Source organism: Mesorhizobium sp. DCY119, from assembly GCF_003590645.1.
Classification (GTDB): Bacteria; Pseudomonadota; Alphaproteobacteria; order Rhizobiales; family Rhizobiaceae; genus Mesorhizobium_M.
The window spans coordinates 4,090,718-4,116,165 of record NZ_CP031834.1; the positions used below are offsets into that span (position 1 = coordinate 4,090,718).

Sequence of the window (25,448 nt, forward strand, 5' to 3'; positions counted from 1 at the left end):
ATGTGGTCGCCGTCTTGTTGCTGACACTTGTCAGACCGGAGCCGCCGCTCCGTCGCATCGAAAGTTTCCCGGACTGAAGCCGATGCCTCTGGTGGCAGCCCAGCTTTCATGGTCTGCGAATGCAGGAGATCAGGTCGGTGACAATGTTTGCGGGGTTCAGAGACGAGAGAATCGTGCTGTCCACGGGGATTTCCATCCGCGCCCGTATCGGCGGGGACGGTCCCCCCGTCCTGCTGCTGCATGGATATCCGCAGACATCGGCCTGCTGGCACGCTGTCGCGCCCCGGCTGATTGCTGCAGGATTCACTGTTGTGGCGACCGATCTGCGTGGCTATGGCGCTTCCGACAAACCGCATTCCTCGCCCGATCATCTGACGTATTCCAAGCGGGCGATGGCTGCGGATCAGGTCGAAGTCATGCGCCGACTGGGCCACAACCGCTTTTCTGTCGCCGGTCATGATCGTGGCGGCCGGGTCGCTCGTCGGCTGGCGCTGGATCATTCGAACGCAGTGGAACGGTTCGCGGTCCTCGATATTGCACCGACGGCGACAATGTACGCCAACACAGACCGAGAGTTCGCAACGCACTATTATCATTGGTTCTTCCTGATCCAGCCCGCCCCTCTTCCCGAGAAGCTGATTGGCGCTGATCCGGACTTCTACTTGCGCAGCAAGCTGGCTGCCTGGGGCAAAAGTGGCATGGCGGTCTTTTCGAACGCTGCCGTTGACGAATACTGCCGATCCTTCCGGGATCCGGCTTCCATTTCCGCGACCTGCGAGGACTACAGGGCAGCTGCAAGCATCGACCTCGTTCACGATGCCGGCGACGAGGATCGGCGTATTGATGCTCCGTTGCTAGCGCTTTGGGGAACGAAGGGGCTTGTCGGCAAGCTCTATAACGTCGTCGAGACATGGGAGGAGACGGCCCCGAATGTGACAGGCCATGGCATTGCGGTTGGGCATTTTTTACCGGAAGAAGCTCCGCAGGAGACTGCGGACGCCCTCATTTCCTTTTTCTCGGCTTCCAGCGCCGCCTGACATCGGTCATACGGTCGCCCGGAACCGTGATCCTATGGAGGTTATCGAAACCAGGTGCCCGACAGCACCGCAGTCAGGATAGTCAGGCCGTAGACCGCTAGCGCCAGCGCGATTGCCGCAAAGAGACCGTTGATCGAGCCGGTCAGCTTCAGAGCAATCCATCCACCGCCCAGCGCTATCGCAATGCGGATAGAGCCGCCTGTAAGCGACCAGAACAAGCGGTCCGCACCCAAATAGGGCATGATCAAGGTGCGGACGAACCCTCTGAACCGGAATGACGAGGTGGTGCAGGTTTCAGTCGGCAATCTCGTCGTACAGCGGAGGCCGCCCGCCAGTTAGGGCGCAGGCGCCAAGACACCACAAGGTGGTCGAGATCGGCTGGTGTTCGGCTGAACATTGTCATTCAAGGGGTATGCCGGATGGGCGCAAGACCGCACAATGCAATTACCGAGAGCCTGCAAAAGAGGGACGGCCTTGGCCAGCTTTGCGCCCTCTTGGAAAGGGGAAGCAACCTCCGATCGGGGACACGCTGGATCCAGCTGGTAGCGGTGGAACGCGGGCGCGCGATCTTCGAAGGACGGCCATCGACGGCCGTTTACAATCCTATCGGCTCCGTTCACGGTGGCTATGCTGCGACGTTGCTGGACAGCGCTTGCGGCTACGCCGTGCACTCGAGCCTGTCAGCAGACCAGGGATTTACGACGCTCGAACTCAAGGTCGCCTATACCGTGGGTTGACGGACGAAAGCGGCCCGGTGCGAGCCGAGGGAAAGCTGGTCTCACTCGGTCGTTGCGTCGCCTTTGCGGAAGCGAGGCTTGTCGACTCCGCTGGCCGTTTGTGCGCGTCAGCGACGTCGACCTTGCTCGTCTTCGATATCGATCGACCTATAGCCTGACCTTGCGGGCCGCCTCTATCGGAACCACGCGCCTGAACGGATAGCTGTCAGGATGGTCAAGCCGTAGGCCACCAAGCCCAAAGCGATCGCCCCGAAGAGCCAATTGAGCGATCCGGTGAGTCTTAGTGCGACCCATCCCCCGCCGAGGGCTATGGCGATGCGGAGAGAGCCGCCGACGAGCGGCCAGAACAGTCGCCCCGCGCCTTGCGAGGCGAAGTACAACGATAGCCCCAGGCCGAAGAATCCGTAGACGGGTCCGACGATGCGCAGATAGGCGCTGCCGGTTTCAATCATCAGGGGTTCGGTGCTGAACAGCCTCAGCCACGCCTCCGGCCAGATGGCCGCGGCGATACCGATCGCCTCTGTGAGGGAGAACGCCAGCGCGCCTCCCGTCAAGGCAATTGCGACAGCGCGGTCACGCTGGCCCGCCCCGAGGTTCGTTGCTACCAAGGCAACTAGGGGAGTACCGATTCCAAAGACGATCGGGATCAGCAGGTATTCGAGCCGAGCACCGGTTCCAAAGCCGGCAACCGCAGTCACTCCCGCGACGGAGGCGACAAGCGCCGTGGCGCCGCCGATCGTGACGTTGATGATGAGCGCGTTGACGGAGGACAGCGCGCCAATCCGCAGGATGCCGCCGATCGCGTCGCTGCGCAGCCGCCCCCATCGGAACAGGACGGGGCTGCGCCCGGACAAGACATACCAGGCCATGGCCAGGGTGCTGACGACGTAGAAGCAGACGAGCGCGACGCCGCCTCCTGCAATGCCGAGCGCAGGGATGGGACCATAACCGAAGATCAGCAACGGGGAGATCAAAACCAGGAACGGGATGCCGGCGCAACTGACGAGTGCCGGAAAGAGCATGTTGCCAGTACCGCGAATGACGCTTGCGAGGCCGTTCATCAGCCAGACGAAGACACTGCCGGAGAAGACCACATTCGAGTAGACCAGCGCCGCTTCGAGCTCGGCGCCCTGCCCTCCCATCAGCCTGTAGATCGGCCGGCCGAACACCAGGAAGATGAGGCTGACGGCGAGGCCCAGCAGGATGCTGACGACGATCGCATTCAGGACCAGCGCATCTGCAGCTTCTCTTCGACCCGAGCCCAGCGCGCGAGCGACACTGGACGAGATGCCGCCCCCCAGCGCGCCGCCCGCGATCATCGTCGTGAACATGACCGTCGGAAAGACAAGCGCCATGTCGGCGAGTGCCTCGGTGCCGATCCGGGCGACGTACCAGGTTTCGATCAGACCGGTGGAGGCCTGCGCAACCATGATGAGGACGTTCGGCCACGCCATGCTGAACAGCAGCGGCAGGATCGGCGTTTCGAGCAGACGGCTGGTCCGTGCGTCGAACCTCGCATTGTCTTGTCGTTGAAGGGCGATACTCTCGCTCATGGAAAAGCCCAATCGATGCTGACGCATCCCTTAGCGCCGCCCGCTGATCGGGAAGCTGTTATTGTTGTTCCAGCGCGAGAATTTCACGCAGACATCGAGCTTGCCGCTTACACTCGACCCGCATCCTTATCCCGCGCCGCTGAATGAGCCCGATGCTGGGCCGAAAAGATGCGGCCGCGCCATAACCGAGCGAAATCGGTTGATCGGCGCCTCGCGAGGGACCGCTCTGCGAGACGCGATGCCCCCTAGACCCCGGCAGTGACACCACCATCGATCGGGATAACCGCTCCGGTGATGTAGCTCGACGCCGACGAAGACAAAAGAAGCGCAAGCCCCTTGATCTCATCAGGCTGCGCCAGCCTTCCCAACGGCACTTTCGCCGCCTGTGCCGCTTCGTTCTCGGGAATGTGGAAGCGCCTCTCGTTGATGTTCGTCTTGAAAGGCCCCGGCGCAAGTCCGTTCACCTGGACGCCGAACGGCGCCAGCTCCAGCGCGAGCGCCTTGGTCAGCAGCGCGACCGCAGACTTCGAGGCGGTGTACGCATAGCCGATCGATATGTTGGCTCTCAGGCCGGCTATGGACGATGTCACCACGATCTTGCCGGAGCGCTGTGCTTTCAGGACCGGCGTCACCGCCTGCAACGTGCTCACGACGCCGCCCAGATTGACGGCAAGTGTCCTGTGCCAGATTTCGGGATCGAGGTTCTCGATCGCTCCGACGACAGGATCCAGTCCGGCGCCATACCCCCCGCTGATGCCGGCGTTGGCGAAGACGATGTCGAGGCCGCCGAGACGGTCGATCGCCGAGGCGATGACACCCTTGATGTCCTGGCGCGAGACGTCGCCGACGACGCCATCGACCGCATATCCGGCGGCTTTGAGCCGGCCGACTTCCAGGCGAAGCGCTTCCTCGTTCTGATCGAGGAGAGTCACAGACGCGCCGTTCTCGGCCAAGGCTTCAGCGACGGCGAGACCTATGCCGCTCGCTCCGCCTGTGACAAGCGCCTTGCGCCCTTCGACGGAAAAGATCCTGGAGATACTCATTCGTAATGTCCCTGATAGTGCTGTTTCAAGACTCGACCGGGCGCGCCGGATCGAGCCGCCACTCCGACCAGGAACCCGGATAAAAAGTCACATCCGCGCCGATGCGGTCGAGGCCGAAGGTCAGCAGCGAGGCGGCGACGCCCCCGCCGCAATAGGCGACGATCGGCCGATCCGGATCGATGCCGGCGGCGCTCAGACGGTCGCGCAAGACTTCCGCCTCGATGAACCTGCCGTGGGCGTCCAGCACCTGGTTTGCGGGGAAGCTGCGTGCGCCGGGGATGTGCCCGCCCGTCGGCCCTGCAAAATTGTCGGCCGGGCGCGCGTCGACGAGCGTTGCGTGATTTGCCACCTGAAGCACGGCATCGACATCGACATGCGGCAGCCGACCCGGCGCCAACTCAACGTTTCCGGGTTCCTCGACGTTTGCCTCGCCCTTCGCCAGCAACCCGCCCTCGGCGACCCATGCTTTCAGTCCGCCTTCGAGGACACGCACATCGGCCAAGCCTGCCCACACGAGGACCCACCACGCACGCGCCGCCGGCGCGCCGTTGGTGTCGTCATACGCGATCACCGTCGCCGTGGCCGAAACACCAAGCCGCCGCAGGGTCTGCTGAAGATGATCCGGTTGCGGTAGTGGATTGGATCCCCTCCCCTTCTGGCGTGCGACGGGATCGGCGAGTTCGGTCGGGAGATCGATGTATCGGGCACCCGGAACGTGACCGGCCAGGAAGCTTTCCCGGCGGCCGGGCTGCCCCGGAGAGAAGCGGACGTCGAGCACGACAAAATCTCCGCCCGATTGTAGGGCCTCCGAAAGCCAGGCAGGGGTGACTGTTCGCGCCAGCGGCGGGTCAGGTTCATGGGTCATGGTCATTTCTTTCGATTGACTGGTGCGCTCGATCAGTGCGCGGAGAGACCAAGGTTCCGCCAGCGCGTCAGGCGTTTCTCGGCAATCAGGAAGATGGTGTTAAGAAAGTAGCCCACCGCCGCGATCGTGAAGATTCCCGCAAACAGGGAGCGCACGTCCAGCACCTGCTGGGCCTGGAGGATGAAGTAGCCGATGCCGCTGTTGCCGGCGAGCATTCCGGTCAGGACGGCGACGATCAGCGTCACGCCGAGTGCCTGGCGCATGCCGACGAGAATGAAGGGCAATGCCGAAGGCAGACCGATCTCGATCTGCGTCTGCAGCCAGTTCAGCTGGAACGTCTGAGCCGTCATCTGCATCGTCTTCGAAACGCTGCGGGCGCCGGCATACGAATTGAGGAGGATCGGAAAACTTGCCGCCAGCAAAACGATCGCAATGCGGAAACTGTCGCCTATCCCGAGATAGAGAATCAGCAGCGGCAGCATTGCCGATATCGGAACCTGGCGCAGCAGCTCGACAATCGGTTCGGCGGCGCCCCAGATGACCTGAACCCGCCCCATGAGGAAACCGATCGTTACTCCCATGATGGTCGCGAAAAGATATCCGATCGCGGTGATGCGAAGCGTCTGGAGGACGGCCGTCAGCAACGGACCGTTCAGGATCTGCTGCAGCCATGTCTGGGCTATGTCGGACAGTGGCGGCAGTTGCGGCATCCTGTAGGCCGTACTGACCCACTGCCACGAGACCAGCAGCACGACGACGATCGTCCAGCCAAAGGCCCGGCTGCGAAAATAGCTTGTCAATCCGACAGGCAGGCGAAACGCTGGCCGGTCGGGTTTTGCGATAGGATATTTGGCGACGTGATCTTGGGCAGTCACGGTGAAACCCTTCTCATCAATTCGCGAGCACGTAGGAAAGGATGTCGCGGCGAAGCTCGAGGAAAGTCGGGTCCTGCCTTGTCGTGATCTGGTTGCGTGGACGCGGCAGGGGCACGTCCACGTCCATCTGGATGCCCTGGCCGCAAGGCGCCAGAACGATCACGCGGTCGGACAGATAAAGCGCCTCGTCGATATCGTGCGTGACGAAAACGACGGTCAGCGCATGGTCCTTCCAGAGGCCCAGCAGCAGATCCTGCAACGTGGCGCGGCTGAGCGCATCCACTGCCGAGAACGGCTCGTCGAGCAACAACACCTCCGGATTGGCGGCCAGGGCTCGTGCTATCGCCACGCGCTGCTGCATCCCGCCTGAAAGTTCGGCGGGGTAGCGCGCCGCGGTCCCGCCGAGGCCGACCTCATCGAGAAGCTTGTCGATGATCGCTTCCCTGGCATTCTCGATGCCCGGCAACGAAATCGGACGATGGGAGTGGCGCAATCCGAAGCGAACGTTGTTGCCGACTGTCCTCCAGGGAAGCAGGGACTCGCCGTAGTTCTGGAACACGTAACGCACGCTGGCGGGCGGGCGCATGACGTTCTTGCCATTGACCGCGACACTTCCGGAACTCGGCTGCTCAAGACCGGCAATCAGGCGCAGAAGCGTCGACTTGCCGCAGCCGGATCGACCGACGATCGAAACCAGTCCGCCTTCGCGCAGCGACAGGCTGACCGGCGAAAGACCCACGACGTCGGAGCCGAGCACGCTCTTGTAGCGTTTGCTCAGGGAGGTAATCTGAATCGACATCGCCGGCACCTAAGCCGCAGCTTGGGCTGCGGCACGCTCGAAACTGTTCGAAGGCCTGGACAGGCCAAGATGCCCGCGCAGCGTCTCCGCTTCGTACGCGGTCTTGTAGATGCCCAGCCTCTGCAGTTCCGGGACGACCAGATCGACAAAGGCGTCGAGTGGCGTACGCGAATAGGGCGGGAACAGCTTGACCCCGTCGAATGCACGCGCCTCGAAGTTTTCCGCGATCCAACGCGCCACGCTGCGGCCGGATCCGACCACGGGCGGCTGGTTGAGGTGACCGATGTTGGAGATGTAGTTGAACAGGTCGAGCAGCGTGACGCTCTCGTCGCCAAAGGCATTCAGCGCCGTGCGCAGCCATTTGTGCTTCGCGAAATCCTCTTCGTTCAGAATGTCGACGATGCGCTCATTGCGGTCGATGCGCGAAAAATCACGTCCCAGGACCGCGCCGATGTTCCCCGGCGCGTATTCGTTCACGACCAGGTTCTGAACCTCGCGGAATTTGCGCCGGGCCTCGGCGTCGGTGCCTGCGACATAGAAGGTGATGCCGGGAATGACGAAAATGTCGTCGGGATCACGGCCGTAGGTGGGGAGATAGCTCTTTACCTTGGCATAGTATTCGACATTCCAGTCGGTCGTGACGAACGGGCTGAAACGAATATCGGCGTATTGGCCGCCATACTGGAACGAAGCTTCCGAGTTGCCGGCGTGAATGACAGGCACATGGCCTTGAATAGGGCGCGGCAGGTTGAGCGGACCGGCCACGGAAAAGAATTCGCCCTTGAAATTGATCGCGTGGGCCCTGGTGGGATCGATGAAGCGGCCCCCGTCACGGTCGTCCAGGAAGAAGCCGTCTTCCCAACTGTCGGAAAGACCGTGCACCAGGCTGATGAATTCGTGTGCTTTCCGGTATTTGTCGTCCCCGGCCATGTGTTGCGTCTGGCCGTAGTTGCGCGACGGGGCGTCCACTCCCGCCAACCCGGTGACGATGTTAAGACCGGCGCGGCCATTGCTCAGGTGATCGAGCGAGACGATCGCGCGGGCCGTATCGTAGGGATCCTGATAGGAACTGTTGACGGTGACAACCAGGCCTATATGCCGCGTGATCGCGGCCACGTACGCCGCGACCGTGAACCCTTCGAGCTTGAACACGTTGTTGTGCCAGCTTCCTTGCGCTTCGGGTGTGCTGGAGATCGCATTTCCCATGAAATAATAGTCGAACAGCCCCCGCTCCGTGGCGCGAGCCGTGTCGGCAAGGTAGACCGGATCGACGGTTCCGCTGTTGAACGCCTCCGGCAGGCGCCATGCGCTCGCATGTCGGCCGGTGGGCCAGGACGAATAGGCGATCTTCAGTTTACGGCGCTTCGTCATGATCCATTCCTTGGTGCCCGTGGCGACACGCTCTTGTCAGTTGCGGGAGGTGGGGAGGATATGGGCTTCCAGATCCACGCCCTTGGGGACGTTGGCGTAGCGCGCTCCGATCTCGATCCAGACACGGAGTTTCTCAAGGTCCACCGGCGTCTTGAATCCGGGATAGCTGCCAGCCGTCAGTTCCAGAACACCCGGCGTTTTCTTGTCCAAGGCGACGAGATCGACGGTCGTCTGATCCAGGAAGTGGCGTGCACGTTCCTCGATCGAGAGCCCCGAGTACCACGCGATGCTTTCGCGCAGCGCATCGCGGAAGCGCGTCGCCAGTTCGGTATTTGCGTCATACCACTGGCGAGTGACCCACCAGCCGGCAATCGGGGATCCTTCCGCTAGCCGCAGTTTGCCCAGGTTCCGCTCTCCGATCAGCCGAAACTTGTGATCAGCGATCCAGCGAAAGGCGTTCACCGACGATGCGGTCGCGATCGCGTCGACCTGCCGCGTTTCCAGCAATGAGCCGTATGTCGTCTGATCCTGAACGATGGTGAATGAAACAGCCGAAGGATCGGCGCCCTGCGCGTCTAGCCAGGCGGAGGTGATCGCCTTGAATTGCGGAGGCGCGCCGAGAGCGACGGTTCGCTTTTCGAGGTCCTTGGCCGTCGCGATATCGCTGTCTTCGCGAACCAGCACGAACCAGTTTTGGCCAAGGCCGTTGTTAGGGGCCACCAGGCCGATATCGAAGCCATTGCTGATGCTCGACAGCCCGGCAAAAATGTCCGCATAGCCGATATCGGCCGATCCGTTGATCGTCGCCGTGATGTTATTCGTTCCGGTAGCGAGTTCGGCAATCTCCAGCTTCAGGCCATGGCGCGCAAAAAAGCCTTCAGCGATGCCGGCCCGAAAATCCACGCCCATGATCGAGCCCGGAACGGCAGAGATTCGAATGGTTTGCAGCTCTTGTGCAACAGCGATGCCACTGAAGCCCTGCAGAACCGAAAGCCCAATCCCCACGACGGCCGCGAAACGCGCCGCTCTAGCATAGATAGTCATGTCTGATCCCTTCACTGATCGCCCCGCAGTGCCCACACCCGAAGTGCCGCACTACGCGTAGCCTCAGTTCAGAACCTAAACGTTCTAGTTAGAATTTTAAATAGCTAAATCTACCAATTTAGTAGAATTTAAAGTGCTGCCATTCTCTAGAACGCTCGTCCGGAAGCAGATTCTTGCAGCGCAGCTTCGGATTAGCGGCCAGTCACTAGTGGCAATTCCGGATCGCTCAGCCAGTCCGCCAAAGATCCGTCATACTCCAAGGTATTGCCATATCCGATCACAGCCAAAGAGAGCGCCCCGAGTGTCGAGGCGATTCCGCCCCCGCAATAGGTGATCACTCGCTCGCCCTCTAATGGAGTAACTGCACGAAAGCGGGATCGCAACTCCTCGGCCGGCAGGAGAGTATTGTCCTTCTCGTCGATGAGCGTGTCGAAGGGCAGGTTGACGCTGCCGGGGATATGTCCGGCTCGACTGCGGACCGAAATGATCCCGGCAAAATCATCGGGTTGAAGCAGGCAGATCAGGGTACCCTCGGTGCGTCGGGCGACCAGATCGAGAACGTCGGCACGACTGGCATAAGGGCCGGGCGTCCCCTTGTTCCGGTAAGTCGTCCTGGGATAGGGCGCTATTCCGGTTTCCAGAGTTCCACCCAGCGCCCGATACCGTCGCAACCCACCGTCCAGTACGCTGACCCTCCCGTGGCCAAGGGTTCGGAAGACCCACCAGAGACGCGCCGCCCATTGGCCCTTAATCGCATCGTAGATGACGACGTGGCTTTCTGGGGTGATGCCGAGGCGGCCGGCGGCGGCCTCGAATTGTTCGCGCCGCGGCAATGTGAAGGGGTGTGCGGCCTCGGCATCCGAAAACTCCGTGAAGAGATCGGCAAACCGCGCGCCGGGAATGTGACCGCTGGTTATATATTGGTCGAGGCCGCTGCGGAACTCGCCCCTGATCTGGCCTTCGGGTGCGCGGTCAAGCCAGACGCTTGCGTCAAGCAGCACGAGGCTCGGATCGTCGCGGTTCTCTCTCAGCCATTCGACCGTTACCAGGGGCGGGCGCTCGTTCATCGCAGTGCTTTCGGTTACGCCCCGCATCGTCCCTGCTCGTTGAAACCCGGACTTTACCGAGGCGAGGAAGCTATATAGATTCTAACTAGAACCGGTGAAACATCAAGCTGGAAACAAGCCGTAGGGTTGGAGGAACTATGGTTGATCAGCAGTACGATTTTGGTCACCTTCCGACCCGGAAAGCCTGACGCCGTTGAATAGAAAATACTCCGACCAGCAGCGTGCGGCCGCGGTGGCGATGGTCGACCAGCGCCGGGTTGCCGATCCGCGCGACCACACGATCTTTCGCGAGGTGGCGCAGCAATCCGGTGTCGGCGAGCAGTCGTTGCGGCTCTGGGTGCGAGCGGCTGACGAAAAGCGACTAGAACAGCGCGGCGGCCTGGAGCCAAATCGCAAACCCCGATCCGAGGACGAACTGGTGCAGGAACTGAACGCCCTTCGTCGCAAGATCCAAAAGCTGCAGGCCGAGAACGAGGTTCTCAAGCGGGCGTTCGTTGCGTTCTCGTCTGATTGGACGAAGTGACCATCAGCAAGGCTCTTTCGGGACTTTTTGAGCTCAGGAGGTCTTGCCGGAACCAGGCGCCGGATCGAACGGCCGCGAGGATCGTCATCCCATAGACCACCAATCCCAGTGTGAGCGCGCCCAACAGCCATTCGAGCGATCCGGTGATACTCGGGGCGATCCATCCCACACCGAGGGCTACCGCGATGCGCAGGAAGCCGGCGGTGAGCGGCCAGTATAGCCGTCCCGCTCCTTGCGAGGCAAAATGAAGCGACAGCCCGAGACCGAAGAAACCATAGGTCGGTCCGACGATCCGGAGGTATGCGCTTCCGGTTTCGATCATATCGGCTTTCGCGCTGAACAGCCTCAGCCATTGCTCGGGCCAGATGGTGGCGGCGATGCCGAAGATGAGCGGAATGAGCGGATATTCGAGGCGCGCTCCGGTACCATAGCCGGCCACCGACCCGACACCGGCCATGGCCGCGACCAACGCGATCGTCCCCCTCGATGGTGACGTTCGTCTGGATTGAATTGATCGCTGAATATGCGCCGACATGCATGATGCTTGCCGTGGCGGATCTTTGAAGCCTGGTCCGTTTGAATCGCACCGAACTGCGCCCGGCAAGGATGTACCAGGCGGTCGCCATGGTTGCCACAACATGGAAGAGCACCAGGGCCACGCCCCCGCAGGCGATGCCGAGTGCGGGGATCGGACCGAAGCCGAAAATCAGGAGCGGCGAAACGGGAACAAGGAAGAGCACGCCGACGCAGATGACCATGGCTGGAAACAGCATGTTGCCCGTCCCGCGAATGACGCTGGCGAGGCCGTTCACGAGCCACATGAAGATGCAGCCCGCGAATACTCTGTTCGAGTAGATCAGGGCGGCTTCGAGTACCGCGCCTTCTCCTCCCATCAGGCGGTAGATCTGCTCTCCGAACGCTAAGGAAGATGAATGAAAAGAGCAGACCCAGCACGATGTTGATGACGACGGCGTGCAGGAGGAGTGCGTCGGCATCCTGCCATCGTCCGGCGCCGAGAGCGCGCGCGACAGCGGACGAGATCCCACCACCCACCGCTTCTCCCGATATCATCGTCATCAGCATGACGGGCGGGAACACCAGCGCCATGCCCGCAAGTTCGGCGGTGCCGGGCCGGGCTACGAACCACGTCTCGATCAGCCCGGTCGAGGCCTGGGCTATCATGATCAGGACGTTCGGCCACGCCATTCCGAGGAGCAAGGGAAGAACGGGCGCTTCGAGAAGACGCTGGGTACGCGAATCTATCCGGTGCTCAGCAACGGTCGCAACGGTGTCTGCCACGACGCGCTTTCACCGATCGGAAGAAAGGAGGTCGGTTCCGGAACCGATCCAAGCGCGCGTCTGCGCCAGAACTTCATCCGAAAGCTCGGGATCGTCGATTGCGCGTGCAAGGATGACGGCTCCCACCATCGCCGCCCAGCTTGCTATGGCCACCTGACGCCTGTCAGCGTCGGTCGCTCCTGGAAGCGCCTCAGTCAATCTGTCGATCTGGCAGCGGAACCCGTCGGTGATCGCTGCTCGCGCCGCCGCGCTCTGATGACGGGTCTCCGCGGCGAGCGCCGCCGTAGGGCAGCCTTTGGCCGGATTGTCGCGATGGCGTGGCGACAGATAGCCGTCGACATAGGCGTCGAGATCGAACTTTCGCTCTGAGCTCGGCTTGAGGGCATGCGCGAGCGTCTGGGCGACCAGATCGTCCTTGGACTCGAAATGACCGTAGAAGCCGCCATGCGTGAGGCCTGCCGCATTCATGACTTCGGCGACCGTAACGGCCTCGAAGCCCTTCTTTCGAAACAGCTGGCTTGCTGAATCGAGGATCCGGCGGCGGTTCTCTGCCATTTGCTCTCGGCTGACTTTCATCTCGCATGTCTCCAACTCCGTCGTTGTATTTGACGACAAAGGGTCCGAACACACACTACAATCATGACGTTTGTCATGTATATAGGGGTAACGTGAAAAAGAGCAACGAGGTCAGTGCGGCCTGCGGGATATCGTGACAAACGCGGGAACGGCGTCGATGACGACGGCGATCACCGCCGGTCGAGGACGCCAGAAGCAGTGGAGCAAGAAGAATGAACGTAGACAGCCAGGGAGTAGACCAGATGGGCGAAATACAAGATGCCGGCCAGCCGATGAAGATCGCGGTCGTGCTCCGGTCCGACCTTGAACCCTGGGAGAGACTGAATGTCGCCGCCTTCACGATCAGCGGCGTCGCCAGCCAGGACGGCGTGGTGGGAGAAGACTATCGCGATGCGTCGGGCAATCGCTACCTTCCGATGTTCAAGGACCCTGTCCTCGTCTTTAGCGCAAGTCCCGGGGAAATGACCCGCACTGTGGAGCGAGCCCGCGGCAGGGATGTGGCGTTCTCGATCTTCACGCGAGACCTCTTCAACACCTTCAACGATGTCGACAACCGCGCAGCGGTCTCGGCCGTCGCCGCCGACAATCTTGAGGTCGTCGGACTGGCGTTTCGGACGGATCGCAAACTCGCGGACAAGGTTCTCAAGGGGCTGAAACTTGCTCGATAAAGGTTTCGCCGATGTATTGCGCTTCATCGTCTTGGCGGTGAGTGGCCGGCGGGAGCCTGCCACGTCCTGCGAACCAGACTGTGGCGTTGACATTCGCATCGTCTCGATCATATTCACGTAATGATGATACAAATCATCATTACGTATCCTGTGGAACAAGAGAGGCCGCGACGTGATCTTCGGTTTTGCCGGACAGGACCTGCTGGCCTGGGCTCTCGCCGCCTTCTTCGTCATCGGCGCTGTTGGCAACTGGATTGCGCCGCCGAATGTGCGCGCGGAATATACTCGCTGGGGCTATCCCGACTGGTTTCACTACGTCACAGCAGGGCTTGAGCTCCTCGTCGCGATGTTTCTCGCCTTCGCTTCGACGCGGTTTTGGGGCGTCGGACTTGGCGCTGCCATCATTCTGGCTGCGATCGCGACGCTGCTGTTGCACAAGGAGTACAGGCACGCGCTTCTGCCCACGACCGTGCTGCTGTTCCTGATCCTGCAGGGCTATCTGTCGTTCTGAACTGTGCGGTCGTGCGGCGGTTGCCATGTCGTGAATGGTTTAGCTGCGAAGGATCCATCGTCATCGGGCACTCCGTCCCTGCCGGCCATGCAGGCACCGCGTTCGAGTAGGCAGGCGCTGCGAAATCCCGCTCGTATTCCTCTTCACCGTCATTGACTTCCCTATGATGGCGATCATATTTAAAGCGTAATAATGACTGCCATCATAAATAAGAACCCGACACCGAGAACATCACCGTGACCGACACCCCCTCAGTCCTCATCACCGGAGCCTCGACGGGCATCGGAGCCACTTACGCCGAACGCTTCGCGCAGCGGGGACACGATCTTGTCCTCGTCGCCCGGGACAAGGCTCGGCTTGAGGCCCTTGCCGGGCGGCTGCGCGATAAGACGGGCGTTTCCGTCGAAATTGTCCCCGCCGACCTCACGAACCGGAACGATCTCGGGGTCGTGGAAACCCGGCTGCGCGAGGATTGGAGGATCGGGATTCTTCTCAACAATGCCGGGGCAGGTCTCGCTGGCGCGTTCGAGCGGCAGGCGATCGACGACATCGATCGTCTGGTCGCGCTGAACACGACGGCTCTTGTCCGACTGGCCCACGCCGCGGCGGTACGCTTCGTACAGGTCGGCGAGGGAGCCATCGTCAACACTTCGTCGGTGGTCGGGCTGGTGCCGGAATTCGGCCAGAGCGTCTACGGCGCAACGAAGGCTTTTGTCCTTTATCTATCGCAGGGGCTCGGCCTCGAGCTCGGACCCAAGGGCGTCTACGTGCAGGCCGTGCTACCCGCGGCGACGCGCACCGAGATCTGGGAACGCGCCAGGGCGGACCCCGCCAAGATTCCTCCGCTTATGGACGTCGGCGACCTGGTCGATGCCGCGCTCGTCGGTTTCGACCGCCGCGAGTCGATCACCATCCCAGCCCTTCACGAGGCGGAGCACTGGGACGCCTATCAGGCAGCGCGACACGTGATGATCCCGGGGTTCGCCCAGATTCATCCCGCGGACCGCTATCGGACGGCGGATTGACGCGATTCAAATACAAGCGGAGGAAAGAGCAATGACGTTCAAAGCCCTTCTAGCGACCAAGAACGATGACAAGTTCTCGGTCGATCTCGTCGACCTTGTTAACAACGATCTCATGCCAGGTGACGTCACTGTCGCCGTCGACTACTCGACTGTGAACTACAAGGACGGCCTTGCCATCACGGGGCGAGCGCCGATCATCAAGCGGTTTCCGCTGATACCGGGCGCCGACTTCGCGGGCACTGTCGAGGCCTCCTCCTATCCCGGCATCAAGGTCGGGGATCGCGTCGTCGCCAACTGCTGGGGACTGGGAGAGACCCATCACGGCGGCTTCACCCAGAAATCCCGGCTGACCGGCGATTGGCTCGTCAAGATCCCGGAGCCGTTCTCGACGAAAGACGCCATGGCAATCGGCACCGCAGGCTACACGGCCATGCTGTCGGTGCTGGCGCTCGAACATGGCGGCATCACGCCCGATCGGGGTGACATCCTGGTGACAGGCGCTAATGGCGGCGCGGGATCTGTCGCGATCGCGCTGCTGTCCACGCTGGGCTATCGCGTGATTGCCTCGACCGGCCGTCTCGAAGAGGCCGACTATCTGCGCGAGCTCGGCGCGGCCGAAGTGATCGACCGTCGCACGCTTTCCGAGCCGGGGAAGCCGATCTCGACCGAACGATGGGCCGGCGCCATCGATTCCGTCGGCAGTCACACGCTGGCGAATGTGCTGGCGCAGACGCGGTATCGCGGCGTGGTCGCCGCTTTTGGTCTGGCGCAGGGCAGAGATCTCCCAGGCTCGGTATTGCCGTTCATCCTTCGCAACGTCACTCTGGCGGGCATCGACGCCGTCAACGCAGCTCAGCCCGTGCGGCTCGAAGCCTGGTCGCGGCTGGCCCGCGATCTGGACCTCAGGAAGCTGGCGCGGACGACCACAGTTGTCGGACTCGCGGATGTTCTGGACGTCGCCAGCCGCATCCTGGAAGGAAAGATCCAGGGCCGCACCGTGGTCGACGTCAATGCGTGATGAACTGCCATTGGCCGGGACAGGCCTTGGCGATGCGATAGAGAAATGAAAACATGAAAGCCTTTATCCTCGACCGATATGCGAAAAAGAGCGCGTTGCGGCTTGGCGACGTACCGCAGCCGGCGGTGAAGGACGACGACGTCCTTGTCGAAATTCACGCAGCAGGGCTCAACCAACTGGATTCCAAGCTCCGCGACGGCGAGTTCAAGCTGATCCTGCCATATCGCCCGCCCCTCGTCCTCGGACACGACGTAGCCGGCGTCGTGGTTCGCGTCGGCAGGAACGTCCGGCGTTTCAAGGCCGGCGACGAGATCTACGCCCGGCCTCGTGACGGCCGGATCGGCGCCTTCGCGGAATTCATAGCCATCAACGAAGCCGATGTGGCTCTGAAGCCAAACAACCTGACAATGAAGGAAGCCGCTTCCATCCCTCTGGTCGGGCTGACCGCATGGCAGGTGCTTGTCGATCGGGCGAAGCTCAAGAAAGGGCAGAAGGTTCTCATTCATGCAGGATCGGGCGGGGTCGGCACCTTTGCCATCCAGCTTGCCAAACATCTCGGCGCGACGGTCGCCACGACAGCGAGTGCCGCGAACGCCGATCTCGTCGAGAGCCTCGGTGCTGATGTTGCCATCGACTACAGGACGCAGGACTTCGAGAAAGTCCTGTCTGGCTACGACGTTGCGCTAAACAGTCTCGACGCAAAAACGCTGGAGAAATCGCTGAACGTACTCAAGCCCGGCGGAAAGCTGATCTCGATCTCCGGCCCGCCCGATCCCGCCTTTGGCAGGGAACAGGGACTGAACTGGTTCCTGCGACAGGTGCTGCGGCTGTTGAGCTTCGGCATAAAGCGCAAGGCGAGGGCGCGCCGGGTCGATTACTCGTTTCTGTTCATGCGAGCGAATGGCGACCAGCTGAGCCAGATCACCTCCCTGATCGAAGCCGGCGTCATTCGTCCGGTCGTGGATCGGGTCTTCCCGTTCGAGACCATCAACGATGCCCTTGTCTACGTCGATTCGGCACGCGCCAAAGGCAAGGTGGTTCTCACATTGAAGTAATCCACGCCCGGAGTTCGTGTCGGCGCGCATGTCCTGGAAGACGGTCGTGACCAAACTTCATCCATCCGAAACTGAGGTGACGACGGGGAAGGATGCGCCGACGAGAAGCGTCGGCGCGGCTGGAACGACCTTCGTCTATCGACAGCTCGGACCTGCCGTCGGCGTCCCTGTCATCCTGCTGAACCATTGGGGCGCGACGCTGGACAATTTCGATCCGTGCATCGTCGACGGCCTTGCCCGAACGCGGCCAGTTGTTGCGATCAACTATCGCGGTGTCGGAGGGTCGGGCGGCAAGGCCCCGCTCAAGGTGGCTGAGATGGCTGAGGACACCGTCGCCGTGATCCGCGCGCTAGGCTTCAAGGAAGTCGATCTGATCGGATTCTCGCTTGGTGGCTTTGTCGTCCAACAGATCGTCCTGGACCACCCAGAGCTGATCCGAAAGGTCATCCTGGCGGGAACGGGACCAGCAGGCGGCGAGGGCATCGAGCGCGTCGGGCCGGTGTCCTGGCCGCTGATGATGAAGGGCATGCTGACCTTCACCGACCCGAAGAAGTTTTTATTTTTCACCGCGACCACGAATGGCCGCCGCGCCGCGAAAGCCTTCCTCGAACGGTTGAAGGAGCGAAAGGCCGATCGCGACAAGCCGGCCACGATCGCCATGCTGCTCAGACAACTGAAGGCGATCCACGCCTGGGGCAGACAGCCGCCGCAGGATCTGTCCGGCATCGGCAAACCGGTGTTGGTCGCCAATGGCGATCACGGCATCATGGTGCCGACCCCCAACTCAGTCGATCTCGTGCGCCGTCTGCCAAACACCGAACTCGTCATCTACAAAGATGCCGGGCATGGCGGGATTTTCCAAAACCACGAGGCGTTCGTCAGCAAGGTGGTGGCGTTTGTTGACGCTTAAGGGTTGCGGTTGAAGCGTCTCTTTGTACGCGCGCAGCCCTCCATTGGTCGGCGCAACGCTGGATGCGTTAGTCGCCCGTCGCCTCCGCGGGGGCCTCTTGGTCATCCATCCAGACGACCGTCCCGGCCGCCACGTCGTGCTCAGGATAAAGCTTTCGGCCGCTGTTGCAGGGCGTCCGGCAGTTTCGTGAACCAGGCGTCGTCCTCCCCCGGCTGAGGCAGAACATGACCGAACTCGAGTATCCCCGCCGCTGAGATGTCGGATAGGTAGACCCAGACATCCTCCCTGCCGACCTCTGCAATCGCGCTGATATCGGTGGCGATCCGCTCGAGGATGGCCTTCTTGTGCTCGTCGGTGCGACCACTTCTGATATCGGCTCGAATCCAGATGTGCCCGTCGTTGGCGGCTCGGCTGCCAATGAAGTGGCTGTCGGACTGCACCTCGTTGAAGAGCACCTGAACGAAGTAGCGCGGCGCCCTTCCCTCCTCGGCATGGATGGTTGTTATGGCCTCGGCAATCTGCGTGCGCTGCTCCGCAGAGAGCCAGCCGGCCGCCGACCAGCATACATATGTAGGCATCTTCAATCCTCCGTTGACTGCTTCGTTGTGTGTCGTTGTCAGTTTGCGACGCCGGGCGCCCGGACGATCACCAGGGCTCGTGGAACGGACGGACCTCGGCAAGGAACGACCATGCGTCGCGTGGCTGGTGAGCGAGATGGAACACCTCCTCGGCAATCGATGCGGGCTGAATGAAAAAATCGTCCGCCGCGTTCGGCAAACGTTCGCGCTGCCGCGGCACGTCGATCACGGCATCGATGACCACATAGGCGACGTGAACCCCTTTGGGACAAAGCTCGCGGGCAATCGCCTCCGAGAGAATCCGCTGCGCGGCCTTGGTCGGTGCGAAGCCGGCGAAATTAGGCTTCCCCCGCAGCGCCGAGGTGTTGCCCGTTACGATCAGGGCACCCTCGCCGACCTCTACCATCGCCGGTGTGGTCAGCCGGGCCAGGTGAAGAAGCGCCATCGTGTTGACCTCGAAGTTGCGCCGTAAAACGTCGGGGTCGATCTCCGTGAACGAACCGAAGGTGCCGCCAACGGCATTGTGGACAACGATCTTCGGGTTCCCGACCCGGGCTATCGCCTCTTTGAGAGCTTCGACAATTGTCACGTCGCAGGGGACCGCGATCGTGTCCGGTATTTCTGATGCCAGAACGTTCAGCCGCTCAGCGTCGCGCGCCACCATGGCGACGCGATACCCTCCGCTGGCGAAACGCCGGACTATGGTGGCGGCCCCGGTCCCCGGGCCGACGCCGGTCACGAGGGCGAGCGGCTTGGCTGAAGGGTGCGTCATTTTTGTCTCCTCGCGCTGGGCTTCGCGTCTAACCGCAGTTTGCGGTTTGACTTCTTTCATGACGACTATCATATTTCTCTATGATGATTACCATCATCTTTATATCGGGGACGGCATGAAGCTGCGCCCTGATGCACCGAACATGTTCGCTGCATTCGCGCGACAAGGAAGACGAAAGGCAAATCATGACCGACAAAACTCTTTTCGAGCCCTATGAGCTCGGCAACATCACGCTGGCAAACCGGGTCGTCATGGCTCCATTAACGCGCAACAGAGCCGGCGCCGGTTTTGTGCCGGGTGGACTGGCTGTGGAGTACTATACGCAACGGGCTTCCGCAGGCCTGATCGTCTCGGAGGCGACACAAATTTCTCAGCAGGGTCAGGGCTATCAGGACACCCCCGGCATCTACACCCAGGCGCAGATCGACGGCTGGCGCAAGGTGACGAACGCCGTGCATGCCAGGGGTGGGCGCATCTTCCTGCAACTCTGGCACGTCGGCCGTGTCTCGCATATCAACTTGCAGCCGAACGGGCAGGCCCCGGTAGCACCGTCCCCTATCAGGGCCTTGACCAAGACGTTCGTGAACAATGGCTTCGTCGATGTGTCGGAGCCGCGTGCGCTCGAACTGGACGAGATCCCCGGCATCATCGAAGATTTCCGCAGAGCAGCCGCGAATGCGATCGCAGCCGGTTTCGACGGTGTCGAAATCCATGGCGCGAATGGCTATCTGCTCGACCAGTTCCTCAAGGATGGCGCGAACACCCGCACCGACGCTTACGGCGGTTCGGTCGAGAATCGCGCCCGGCTGACGCTTGAGGTAACGACCGCCGTTGCCAAGGAAATCGGCGCGAATAGAACCGGGATCCGGATCTCGCCGGTATCACCGGCCAACGGGGTGTTCGCCTCCGATCCGCAGGCGCAATTCGATTACATCGTCGAGAAGCTCGACGAGCTCGGCATTGCCTATATCCATGTCGTGGAAGGCGCCACAGGCGGGCCGCGCGACGTCTCCCCCTTCGACTTCGAAGCGCTGCGCCGCAAGTTCAGGAACACTTACGTCGCTAATAACGGCTACGATCTGGAGCTTGCCAAGTCACGTCTGGCCGAGGGCAAAGCGGACCTGTTCGCCTTCGGGCGGCCGTTTATCGCCAATCCTGACCTCGTTGAGCGCCTGACGGCCGGCGCGCCGCTCGCCAACTTCGAACAGGCCACTCTCTATGGCGGTGGCGCAGCGGGTTACACGGACTATCCCGCCATCGCCGCCTCAAGCCGTCCTTGACGCATTGAGGCCGAGCTCGCACTCCGCCCGAGCCAGATCGTTTGGGCGGGGTGCCTTTCAATATGGTGCAGCCATCAATCGGGCGGTCTGTCTTAGCGATCCAGCGATGCGAATGGGCGTCCCTGCTGCGCCTCTCCTAGTCGTGCGGATGATCGCTATGTTTGTTCAACATTATTCTTGGTCTACAGCTCGATTATTTTCGTGCGCCATGTTGGATCGTCGAGAGGCAATCGGCGCGGCAAGCGTCGAGTATTTCATCGGCCAACATGGAGTTGTCTGGACAAGCCCTCGACAGGACGATGGCGCCTACGGCTTGGGCGAAGACGTTGATGGCTTGCATGCGTGCCTCTGAGGCATGGGCTTTCCTTCGTGCGATGTCATCCTCAAGCACCCGCACGAGATTCTCAATTCCGACGGCAAAAACGGACTTGGTTTCGTCCGGTTGACGTGCAGCTTCGCCACTCAGGGCTGCGGCCGGACAGCCGTGGCCACGCGCGTCCCTATGCTCACGCGATATGTAGAGTTCGATGGCGACTACGGCATCGCGGCCTGAGTATCGTGCCGCCGTTTCGCCAAAGGCTTTGGCCGCTGCCTCCACAACTAGACCCTCTTTGGACCGGAAATGGTTGTAGAAGCCGCCATGGGTGAACCCCGCTTGCTCCATTAACTGTGCGACGCCTACGCTATCGAACCCATGCTCGCGGAACAGCACCGCCGCAGTGTCGACAATGCGATCGCGGTTTTCCTGCGCTTTCTCTTTTGTGACACGCACTTGGCAGCTCCTTTCGACAAATGAAACCAGATAATGATGTCGGTCATCATTATTGCTTGACTCCCTTGATGATGACCATCATTTAAATTGCATGTATCACGAGGAATCTCCAATGTCAGATACCCATTTCACAGCGCCGACCCGGTTCATCGAAGTCGACGGCGACGGCTTTGCCTATCGCCGTTGGGGCAACGCCAATTCCGGGCAGCCACCGCTGCTGTTCTTCCAGCACTTCCGCGGCGGTCTGGATCATTGGGACCCTCTGCTGACCGACGGACTGGCGGCAGGGCGCGAGGTGATCCTTTACAACTACCGTGGCTGCGCATCCTCTACCGGCGCCCCGCGCAATCGCATCGAAGACAAGGCCGACGACGCGGCCAAGGTGATCCATGCACTCGGCCTCTCCAAGGTCGACGTCGCCGGCTTCTCTCTCGGCGGTATGGTGGCGCAGGATTTCACGCAGCGTCATTCTGAACTTGTGCGCAAACTCCTGCTCCTTGGCACCCAGCCGCGCGGCGGCAATCCCGCTCCCGATCCAAGGATTTTCGAGGCCGCACCACGGCCGGTTCCGACCGTGGACGATTTCCTGTTCCTGTTCTTCGGTCCCTCGAAAGCTGCCAAACAGGCCGGCCGTGATTTCTGGGCCCGCCGCCACCAGCGCGAAGACCAAGACCCGCCGAGTTCAGTCGAGCTCATGCAGGCCGAAATCGAGGCGAGCACCGCTTTCGCCACGCCGCTCGACCCGGAAAAGCCATTCGACCATCTGGCCGAGATCAGCCAGCCGACCTTGGTCGTCAACGGCGTCAACGATGTCATGATCGCCACGATCAATTCCTGGCATATGGTTCAGAACATTCCGAATGCGCAACTGATCGTCTATCCGGACGCCGGGCACGGCGCGCAGTTCCAGTATCCCGAGCGGTTTCTGAAGCACGCCATCCAGTTCCTGGATGAGTGATCGCCGCCTTAGGCCGAGATGGGAACGCTTCGAGCCCGCTTGGATCCACCCCAAGTGCGCGCTGCGGAAGACGAATGAAGGCCCTGGAACAGGCATTCGCGGCGTGGCGAGCCAGGGTTGGTGCATTCATCGGCAAAGGACCATCACCCATGTAGCTGTGAAGAAAACTGGCGCTATATTCGTTCGACATCGATAATAAGAGGGTATATACGCGCAATATGTCCCACTGCTATGGTTCACTGCTGCGCACGGCGACCCGGAAAGTCGCGTCGATCTATGACGAGGCGCTGGCCCCGCTGGGGATCAACATCGCGCAATATTCGCTGCTCAGGATCATCGAACGCTGTCAGCCCGTGAACTTCACCGAACTCGGCCGCATCGCCGAACTCGACCGTTCGACGGTGGGGCGCAATGTGCGAGTCCTCGAGCGAGTTGGCCTCGTCGAGATGGGACGCGGTGAAGACGACCACAGGGAGGCCACCGTCACCCTCGCGGATCGCGGGACCCACGTGCTCGGAACCGCGCGTCCGATCTGGGAAGAATGTCAGCGACAGATCGAAAAGCAGCTAGGCCCGGTGAAGATCATAGCGTTGCAGGACATCCTGCACTCGTTATAGGGTTCTTTTTCAAAGCGGGCATATACCCGCAGAAAGTTCGATCTGCGTGACCCCTCAGACCTCGCAGCTAGCGCCTCTCGACTACTGACAAACCTCGTGCCGCGTAAAGAACGGAGCTATCATGAAATACACCTTGTTAGGAAAGACCGGCCTTCGGGTCTCGCAGATCGCCCTTGGCACCGGCAATTTCGGGACAGGCTGGGGCCATGGCGCCAACGCTGACGATAGCACGGCAATTTTCAACGCCTATGCGGAGGCCGGCGGCAATTTCATCGACACGGCGGACGTCTACCAGTTCGGGCAATCCGAAGAGATACTCGGATCCTTGCTGCAGGGTCGGCGTGAAAATTTCGTGCTCGCCACCAAGTTTACCAACGGAGCCGTACCCAATGCCGACCGGCTGGTCACCGGCAACAGCCGCAAGGCGCTGATCGCCTCTGTTGAAGGCAGCCTCAAGCGCCTGAAGACAGACCGCATCGACATCTACTGGGCGCATCACCCCGATGGCGTGACGCCGGCCGAGGAGATCGTCCGTGGGTTCGAGGACCTCGCCCGCGCCGGCAAGATTCTCTACGCTGGCCTCTCCAACTTCCCGGCCTGGCGGCTTTCACGCGCGGTCACGCTGGCGGAACTGACCCATGCGGTGCCGATCGCCGCCGCGCAGTTCGAGCACAGCTTGGTCCACCGTCAACCCGAAGCTGACCTCTTTCCGGCCTCCGAGGCGCTCGGACTCGGCATCGTGACATGGTCGCCGCTCGGCGGCGGCATGCTGACGGGTAAGTACCGCCAGGGCGAGAAGGGCCGTGCCGAAGGCATGGGCGGAAGGGTCTTCCAGCCTGAAAATTCGGAGCAGCGCACGAATGTGCTCGACGCCGTGCTTGCAATCGCCGGCGACCTCGGCGTCAGCGCCGATCAAGTCGCCATTGCCTGGGCGGGCAGCCACGGCGCGGTCCCGATGATCGGCCCTCGCTCGCTGACGCAGCTTACCAGCAATCTCGGGGCGATCGGCGTCGAGCTCTCCTCAGGACAGCTCGACAGGCTCGACAGCGTCAGCAACCTCGATCCGGCCGCGCCGGCGCGCTGCCCGCTGCCGTGGACAGGCGAGAGCGGCAGCCGAAAACCCGTCGCCTGAACGCCGTACAAACACCATCCTGACAAGGAGAAAGACCATGAGTTCACGTGACATCATCCTCGCTTACCCGGTCCGCACCGCGATCGGCGCCTATAACGGCGCGCTGAAGGGCGTTCCCGCCACCGAGCTCGGCGCGGTCGTCGTGCGAGAAACCCTGCGGCGCGCGGGGCTTTCCGGTGACGACATCGGAACGGTGGTCATGGGCAACGTCATCCAGGCGGGCAACCGCATGAACCCGGCGCGTCAGGCATCCATTGGCGGTGGTCTTCCGGTTTCGGTGCCCGCACTGACCGTCAACCGGGTCTGCGGCTCGGGCGCGCAGGCAATCCTGACCGCGGCGCTGGAAATCGCCGCCGGCGACAGCGACGCCGCCATTGCCGGCGGCATGGAGAACATGGACCGCGCGCCATACCTCATGGATGGCGGGCGCTGGGGTTACCGCATGGGGCCTGCCCAGATCCTCGACAGCATGCTGACCGACGGGCTGAACGACGCCTTCTCGGGCGAGCATTCCGGCTGGCACACGGAAGATCTCGTCACCAAGCTGCAGATCACTCGCGAGGCGCAGGACGCTTTTGCCGCGCGTTCGCAGCAGCGCTTTGCCGCCGCACGGGATGCCGGACTGTTCGCTGACGAGATCGTTGCGGTCGAGATCAAGGGCCGCAAGGGGCTGGAACGTTTTGCGAATGACGAAGCGCCGCGCCCCGACACCACGATTGAGTCGCTAGCCCGGCTGAAGCCGGCCTTCCGGCCGGACGGGACCATCACCGCCGGCAACGCGCCGGGGCTGAACAGCGCTGCCGCCGCGATCATCGTCGCCGAGCGTGGCTTTGCCGAGGCCAAGGGCATCGCGCCGATGGCGCGCCTTGCAGGTTACGGCGTCGCCGCCGTCGAGCCGGGCCTGTTCGGTCTTGGTCCTGTACCGGCCGTTCGCAAGGCGCTGGAAAAGGCCGGCTGGACGCTTGCCGACATTGAGCGCATCGAGATCAACGAGGCCTTCGCCGCCGTGCCTATCGCCGTCACGCAAGAACTCGGCCTGCCGGACGACATCGTCAATGTCGAAGGCGGCGCTGTCGCGCACGGTCACGCCATCGGTGCAACCGGCGCGATCCTTACCACACGGCTTCTCCATTCGATGAAGCGCGACGGGCTGTCGCGGGGCATTGTCACGCTCTGTATCGGAGGCGGCCAAGGCATTGCGCTGGCGCTCGAAGCGCTCTGATAGATGCGAGATGCGGTTCCTGAAGCCAGATCCTGGAAATCAACCGTGGCGGCAGAACGCGCGGCCTGTGCTCGACGTCCCTGAATATGATTATCCCGTCCACTCCGCGTTTGCGGCGCACACCGCGATCGAGAGTGTAGC

The 25,448-nt window shown here is 61.8% G+C and carries 28 protein-coding genes and 2 pseudogenes; 14 read left to right on the forward strand and 16 right to left on the reverse strand.

Going from position 1 to position 25,448, the window contains the following annotated elements; translation table 11 throughout:
* Nucleotides 1-143 precede the first annotated feature (143 nt).
* Nucleotides 144-1,037 (forward strand): alpha/beta hydrolase, encoded by an 894-nt coding sequence (locus tag DZG07_RS19855; RefSeq protein WP_119821916.1) that lies wholly within the window; start codon nucleotides 144-146, stop codon nucleotides 1,035-1,037.
* A 41-nt stretch (nucleotides 1,038-1,078) separates the two neighbouring features.
* Here the strand turns inward: DZG07_RS19855 and DZG07_RS19860 are convergent, their stop codons facing one another.
* Entirely contained in the window at nucleotides 1,079-1,255 is a 177-nt protein-coding gene (locus DZG07_RS19860; RefSeq protein WP_162931670.1) for a hypothetical protein, read from the reverse strand.
* A 201-nt stretch (nucleotides 1,256-1,456) separates the two neighbouring features.
* On the opposite strand from DZG07_RS19860, the gene DZG07_RS19865 reads away from it, so the two are divergent.
* A complete protein-coding gene (locus DZG07_RS19865) occupies nucleotides 1,457-1,774 on the forward strand; it encodes a PaaI family thioesterase (RefSeq protein WP_245429531.1) in 318 nt (105 codons plus the stop codon).
* A gap of 173 nt (nucleotides 1,775-1,947) precedes the next feature.
* Here the strand turns inward: DZG07_RS19865 and DZG07_RS19870 are convergent, their stop codons facing one another.
* The 8 genes from DZG07_RS19870 to DZG07_RS19905 all read right to left on the reverse strand — a co-directional run bounded on the left by DZG07_RS19870 (nucleotide 1,948) and on the right by DZG07_RS19905 (nucleotide 10,391).
* The gene (locus tag DZG07_RS19870) at nucleotides 1,948-3,327 is read right to left on the reverse strand and encodes an MATE family efflux transporter (RefSeq protein ID WP_119820041.1); all 1,380 of its coding nucleotides are present in this window, start codon (nucleotides 3,325-3,327) and stop codon (nucleotides 1,948-1,950) included.
* A gap of 245 nt (nucleotides 3,328-3,572) precedes the next feature.
* Nucleotides 3,573-4,370, reverse strand: a complete 798-nt coding sequence (locus tag DZG07_RS19875) for an SDR family NAD(P)-dependent oxidoreductase (RefSeq protein WP_119820044.1) — start codon at nucleotides 4,368-4,370, stop codon at nucleotides 3,573-3,575.
* 25 nt (nucleotides 4,371-4,395) lie between these two features.
* Nucleotides 4,396-5,235, reverse strand: a complete 840-nt coding sequence (locus DZG07_RS19880; RefSeq protein WP_162931671.1) for a sulfurtransferase — start codon at nucleotides 5,233-5,235, stop codon at nucleotides 4,396-4,398.
* 32 nt (nucleotides 5,236-5,267) lie between these two features.
* Complete coding sequence (locus DZG07_RS19885) at nucleotides 5,268-6,110, reverse strand: ABC transporter permease (protein WP_119920289.1); 843 nt, start codon at nucleotides 6,108-6,110, stop codon at nucleotides 5,268-5,270.
* Between the two features lie 16 nt (nucleotides 6,111-6,126).
* Entirely contained in the window at nucleotides 6,127-6,909 is a 783-nt protein-coding gene (locus DZG07_RS19890; RefSeq protein WP_119821918.1) for an ABC transporter ATP-binding protein, read from the reverse strand.
* Nucleotides 6,910-6,918: 9 nt separating this feature from the next.
* Complete coding sequence (locus tag DZG07_RS19895) at nucleotides 6,919-8,280, reverse strand: NtaA/DmoA family FMN-dependent monooxygenase (protein WP_119820052.1); 1,362 nt, start codon at nucleotides 8,278-8,280, stop codon at nucleotides 6,919-6,921.
* Between the two features lie 36 nt (nucleotides 8,281-8,316).
* Entirely contained in the window at nucleotides 8,317-9,360 is a 1,044-nt protein-coding gene (locus DZG07_RS19900) for an ABC transporter substrate-binding protein (protein ID WP_162931672.1), read from the reverse strand.
* A gap of 155 nt (nucleotides 9,361-9,515) precedes the next feature.
* The gene (locus tag DZG07_RS19905; RefSeq protein WP_162931673.1) at nucleotides 9,516-10,391 is read right to left on the reverse strand and encodes a sulfurtransferase; all 876 of its coding nucleotides are present in this window, start codon (nucleotides 10,389-10,391) and stop codon (nucleotides 9,516-9,518) included.
* A 193-nt stretch (nucleotides 10,392-10,584) separates the two neighbouring features.
* Between DZG07_RS19905 and DZG07_RS19910 the strand changes: the two genes are divergently transcribed.
* Nucleotides 10,585-10,914, forward strand: coding sequence for a transposase (locus DZG07_RS19910; protein WP_119820060.1), 330 nt, complete (start codon nucleotides 10,585-10,587; stop codon nucleotides 10,912-10,914).
* Here DZG07_RS19910 and DZG07_RS24275 read toward each other — a convergent pair.
* From DZG07_RS24275 to DZG07_RS19920, 4 genes and pseudogenes are all read right to left on the reverse strand, one after another.
* Nucleotides 10,871-11,383 (reverse strand): MATE family efflux transporter, encoded by a 513-nt coding sequence (locus tag DZG07_RS24275; RefSeq protein ID WP_245429532.1) that lies wholly within the window; start codon nucleotides 11,381-11,383, stop codon nucleotides 10,871-10,873. The genes DZG07_RS19910 and DZG07_RS24275 overlap by 44 nt on opposite strands.
* Nucleotides 11,384-11,687: 304 nt before the next feature.
* Nucleotides 11,688-11,909, reverse strand: a pseudogene (locus DZG07_RS24435) (hypothetical protein); the annotation flags it as partial.
* Nucleotides 11,896-12,120: pseudogene (locus tag DZG07_RS24285) on the reverse strand (MATE family efflux transporter); the annotation flags it as partial. The pseudogenes DZG07_RS24435 and DZG07_RS24285, both read right to left, overlap by 14 nt.
* 102 nt (nucleotides 12,121-12,222) lie before the next feature.
* The gene (locus tag DZG07_RS19920; protein WP_119820063.1) at nucleotides 12,223-12,789 is read right to left on the reverse strand and encodes a TetR/AcrR family transcriptional regulator; all 567 of its coding nucleotides are present in this window, start codon (nucleotides 12,787-12,789) and stop codon (nucleotides 12,223-12,225) included.
* Between the two features lie 212 nt (nucleotides 12,790-13,001).
* Between DZG07_RS19920 and DZG07_RS19925 the strand changes: the two genes are divergently transcribed.
* From DZG07_RS19925 to DZG07_RS19950, 6 genes are all read left to right on the forward strand, one after another.
* A complete protein-coding gene (locus DZG07_RS19925; RefSeq protein ID WP_245429533.1) occupies nucleotides 13,002-13,457 on the forward strand; it encodes a DUF2000 domain-containing protein in 456 nt (151 codons plus the stop codon).
* A gap of 172 nt (nucleotides 13,458-13,629) precedes the next feature.
* Nucleotides 13,630-13,968, forward strand: a complete 339-nt coding sequence (locus DZG07_RS19930; RefSeq protein ID WP_162931674.1) for a DoxX family protein — start codon at nucleotides 13,630-13,632, stop codon at nucleotides 13,966-13,968.
* A gap of 236 nt (nucleotides 13,969-14,204) precedes the next feature.
* Nucleotides 14,205-14,993 carry an SDR family oxidoreductase gene (locus tag DZG07_RS19935; RefSeq protein ID WP_119820068.1) on the forward strand — a complete coding sequence of 263 codons (789 nt, stop codon included), beginning with the start codon at nucleotides 14,205-14,207 and terminating at the stop codon, nucleotides 14,991-14,993.
* A 31-nt stretch (nucleotides 14,994-15,024) separates the two neighbouring features.
* Nucleotides 15,025-16,011, forward strand: coding sequence for an MDR family oxidoreductase (locus DZG07_RS19940; protein ID WP_119820071.1), 987 nt, complete (start codon nucleotides 15,025-15,027; stop codon nucleotides 16,009-16,011).
* A 53-nt stretch (nucleotides 16,012-16,064) separates the two neighbouring features.
* Complete coding sequence (locus DZG07_RS19945) at nucleotides 16,065-17,066, forward strand: NADP-dependent oxidoreductase (protein ID WP_119820074.1); 1,002 nt, start codon at nucleotides 16,065-16,067, stop codon at nucleotides 17,064-17,066.
* A 76-nt stretch (nucleotides 17,067-17,142) separates the two neighbouring features.
* Entirely contained in the window at nucleotides 17,143-17,976 is an 834-nt protein-coding gene (locus DZG07_RS19950) for an alpha/beta hydrolase (protein ID WP_245429660.1), read from the forward strand.
* A gap of 140 nt (nucleotides 17,977-18,116) precedes the next feature.
* Here DZG07_RS19950 and DZG07_RS19955 read toward each other — a convergent pair whose 3' ends face one another.
* Both DZG07_RS19955 and DZG07_RS19960 read right to left on the reverse strand, forming a co-directional pair.
* Nucleotides 18,117-18,554: a tautomerase family protein gene (locus DZG07_RS19955; protein WP_119820080.1), complete on the reverse strand. Its 438-nt coding sequence runs from the start codon at nucleotides 18,552-18,554 to the stop codon at nucleotides 18,117-18,119.
* Nucleotides 18,555-18,621: 67 nt separating this feature from the next.
* A complete protein-coding gene (locus DZG07_RS19960; protein WP_245429534.1) occupies nucleotides 18,622-19,386 on the reverse strand; it encodes an SDR family NAD(P)-dependent oxidoreductase in 765 nt (254 codons plus the stop codon).
* 125 nt (nucleotides 19,387-19,511) lie between these two features.
* On the opposite strand from DZG07_RS19960, the gene DZG07_RS19965 reads away from it, so the two are divergent.
* Nucleotides 19,512-20,606 (forward strand): alkene reductase, encoded by a 1,095-nt coding sequence (locus DZG07_RS19965; protein ID WP_119821924.1) that lies wholly within the window; start codon nucleotides 19,512-19,514, stop codon nucleotides 20,604-20,606.
* Between the two features lie 193 nt (nucleotides 20,607-20,799).
* Here DZG07_RS19965 and DZG07_RS19970 read toward each other — a convergent pair whose 3' ends face one another.
* Nucleotides 20,800-21,378, reverse strand: a complete 579-nt coding sequence (locus DZG07_RS19970; RefSeq protein ID WP_119820083.1) for a TetR/AcrR family transcriptional regulator — start codon at nucleotides 21,376-21,378, stop codon at nucleotides 20,800-20,802.
* Between the two features lie 112 nt (nucleotides 21,379-21,490).
* On the opposite strand from DZG07_RS19970, the gene DZG07_RS19975 reads away from it, so the two are divergent.
* The 4 genes from DZG07_RS19975 to DZG07_RS19990 all read left to right on the forward strand — a co-directional run bounded on the left by DZG07_RS19975 (nucleotide 21,491) and on the right by DZG07_RS19990 (nucleotide 25,307).
* A complete protein-coding gene (locus DZG07_RS19975; RefSeq protein WP_119820085.1) occupies nucleotides 21,491-22,336 on the forward strand; it encodes an alpha/beta hydrolase in 846 nt (281 codons plus the stop codon).
* Nucleotides 22,337-22,554: 218 nt separating this feature from the next.
* Nucleotides 22,555-22,953 carry a MarR family winged helix-turn-helix transcriptional regulator gene (locus tag DZG07_RS19980; protein ID WP_119820088.1) on the forward strand — a complete coding sequence of 133 codons (399 nt, stop codon included), beginning with the start codon at nucleotides 22,555-22,557 and terminating at the stop codon, nucleotides 22,951-22,953.
* Between the two features lie 121 nt (nucleotides 22,954-23,074).
* Nucleotides 23,075-24,085 (forward strand): aldo/keto reductase, encoded by a 1,011-nt coding sequence (locus DZG07_RS19985; protein WP_119820091.1) that lies wholly within the window; start codon nucleotides 23,075-23,077, stop codon nucleotides 24,083-24,085.
* A gap of 37 nt (nucleotides 24,086-24,122) precedes the next feature.
* Nucleotides 24,123-25,307, forward strand: a complete 1,185-nt coding sequence (locus tag DZG07_RS19990; protein WP_119820094.1) for an acetyl-CoA C-acetyltransferase — start codon at nucleotides 24,123-24,125, stop codon at nucleotides 25,305-25,307.
* Nucleotides 25,308-25,448: the final 141 nt, after the last annotated feature.

Coding starts and splice junctions, on each gene's coding strand:
- DZG07_RS19920 (WP_119820063.1), bottom strand. CDS start 12,789: ATGAAAGTCAGCCGAGAGCAAATGGCAGAGAACCGCCGCCGGATCCTC.
- DZG07_RS19865 (WP_245429531.1), top strand. CDS start 1,457: ATGGGCGCAAGACCGCACAATGCAATTACCGAGAGCCTGCAAAAGAGG.
- DZG07_RS19960 (WP_245429534.1), bottom strand. CDS start 19,386: ATGAAAGAAGTCAAACCGCAAACTGCGGTTAGACGCGAAGCCCAGCGC.
- DZG07_RS19990 (WP_119820094.1), top strand. CDS start 24,123: ATGAGTTCACGTGACATCATCCTCGCTTACCCGGTCCGCACCGCGATC.
- DZG07_RS19855 (WP_119821916.1), top strand. CDS start 144: ATGTTTGCGGGGTTCAGAGACGAGAGAATCGTGCTGTCCACGGGGATT.
- DZG07_RS19965 (WP_119821924.1), top strand. CDS start 19,512: ATGACCGACAAAACTCTTTTCGAGCCCTATGAGCTCGGCAACATCACG.
- DZG07_RS19905 (WP_162931673.1), bottom strand. CDS start 10,391: ATGAACGAGCGCCCGCCCCTGGTAACGGTCGAATGGCTGAGAGAGAAC.
- DZG07_RS19975 (WP_119820085.1), top strand. CDS start 21,491: ATGTCAGATACCCATTTCACAGCGCCGACCCGGTTCATCGAAGTCGAC.
- DZG07_RS19870 (WP_119820041.1), bottom strand. CDS start 3,327: ATGAGCGAGAGTATCGCCCTTCAACGACAAGACAATGCGAGGTTCGAC.
- DZG07_RS19875 (WP_119820044.1), bottom strand. CDS start 4,370: ATGAGTATCTCCAGGATCTTTTCCGTCGAAGGGCGCAAGGCGCTTGTC.
- DZG07_RS19890 (WP_119821918.1), bottom strand. CDS start 6,909: ATGTCGATTCAGATTACCTCCCTGAGCAAACGCTACAAGAGCGTGCTC.
- DZG07_RS19945 (WP_119820074.1), top strand. CDS start 16,065: ATGAAAGCCTTTATCCTCGACCGATATGCGAAAAAGAGCGCGTTGCGG.
- DZG07_RS19880 (WP_162931671.1), bottom strand. CDS start 5,235: ATGACCCATGAACCTGACCCGCCGCTGGCGCGAACAGTCACCCCTGCC.
- DZG07_RS19980 (WP_119820088.1), top strand. CDS start 22,555: ATGTCCCACTGCTATGGTTCACTGCTGCGCACGGCGACCCGGAAAGTC.
- DZG07_RS19955 (WP_119820080.1), bottom strand. CDS start 18,554: ATGCCTACATATGTATGCTGGTCGGCGGCCGGCTGGCTCTCTGCGGAG.
- DZG07_RS19940 (WP_119820071.1), top strand. CDS start 15,025: ATGACGTTCAAAGCCCTTCTAGCGACCAAGAACGATGACAAGTTCTCG.
- DZG07_RS19985 (WP_119820091.1), top strand. CDS start 23,075: ATGAAATACACCTTGTTAGGAAAGACCGGCCTTCGGGTCTCGCAGATC.
- DZG07_RS19895 (WP_119820052.1), bottom strand. CDS start 8,280: ATGACGAAGCGCCGTAAACTGAAGATCGCCTATTCGTCCTGGCCCACC.
- DZG07_RS19925 (WP_245429533.1), top strand. CDS start 13,002: ATGAACGTAGACAGCCAGGGAGTAGACCAGATGGGCGAAATACAAGAT.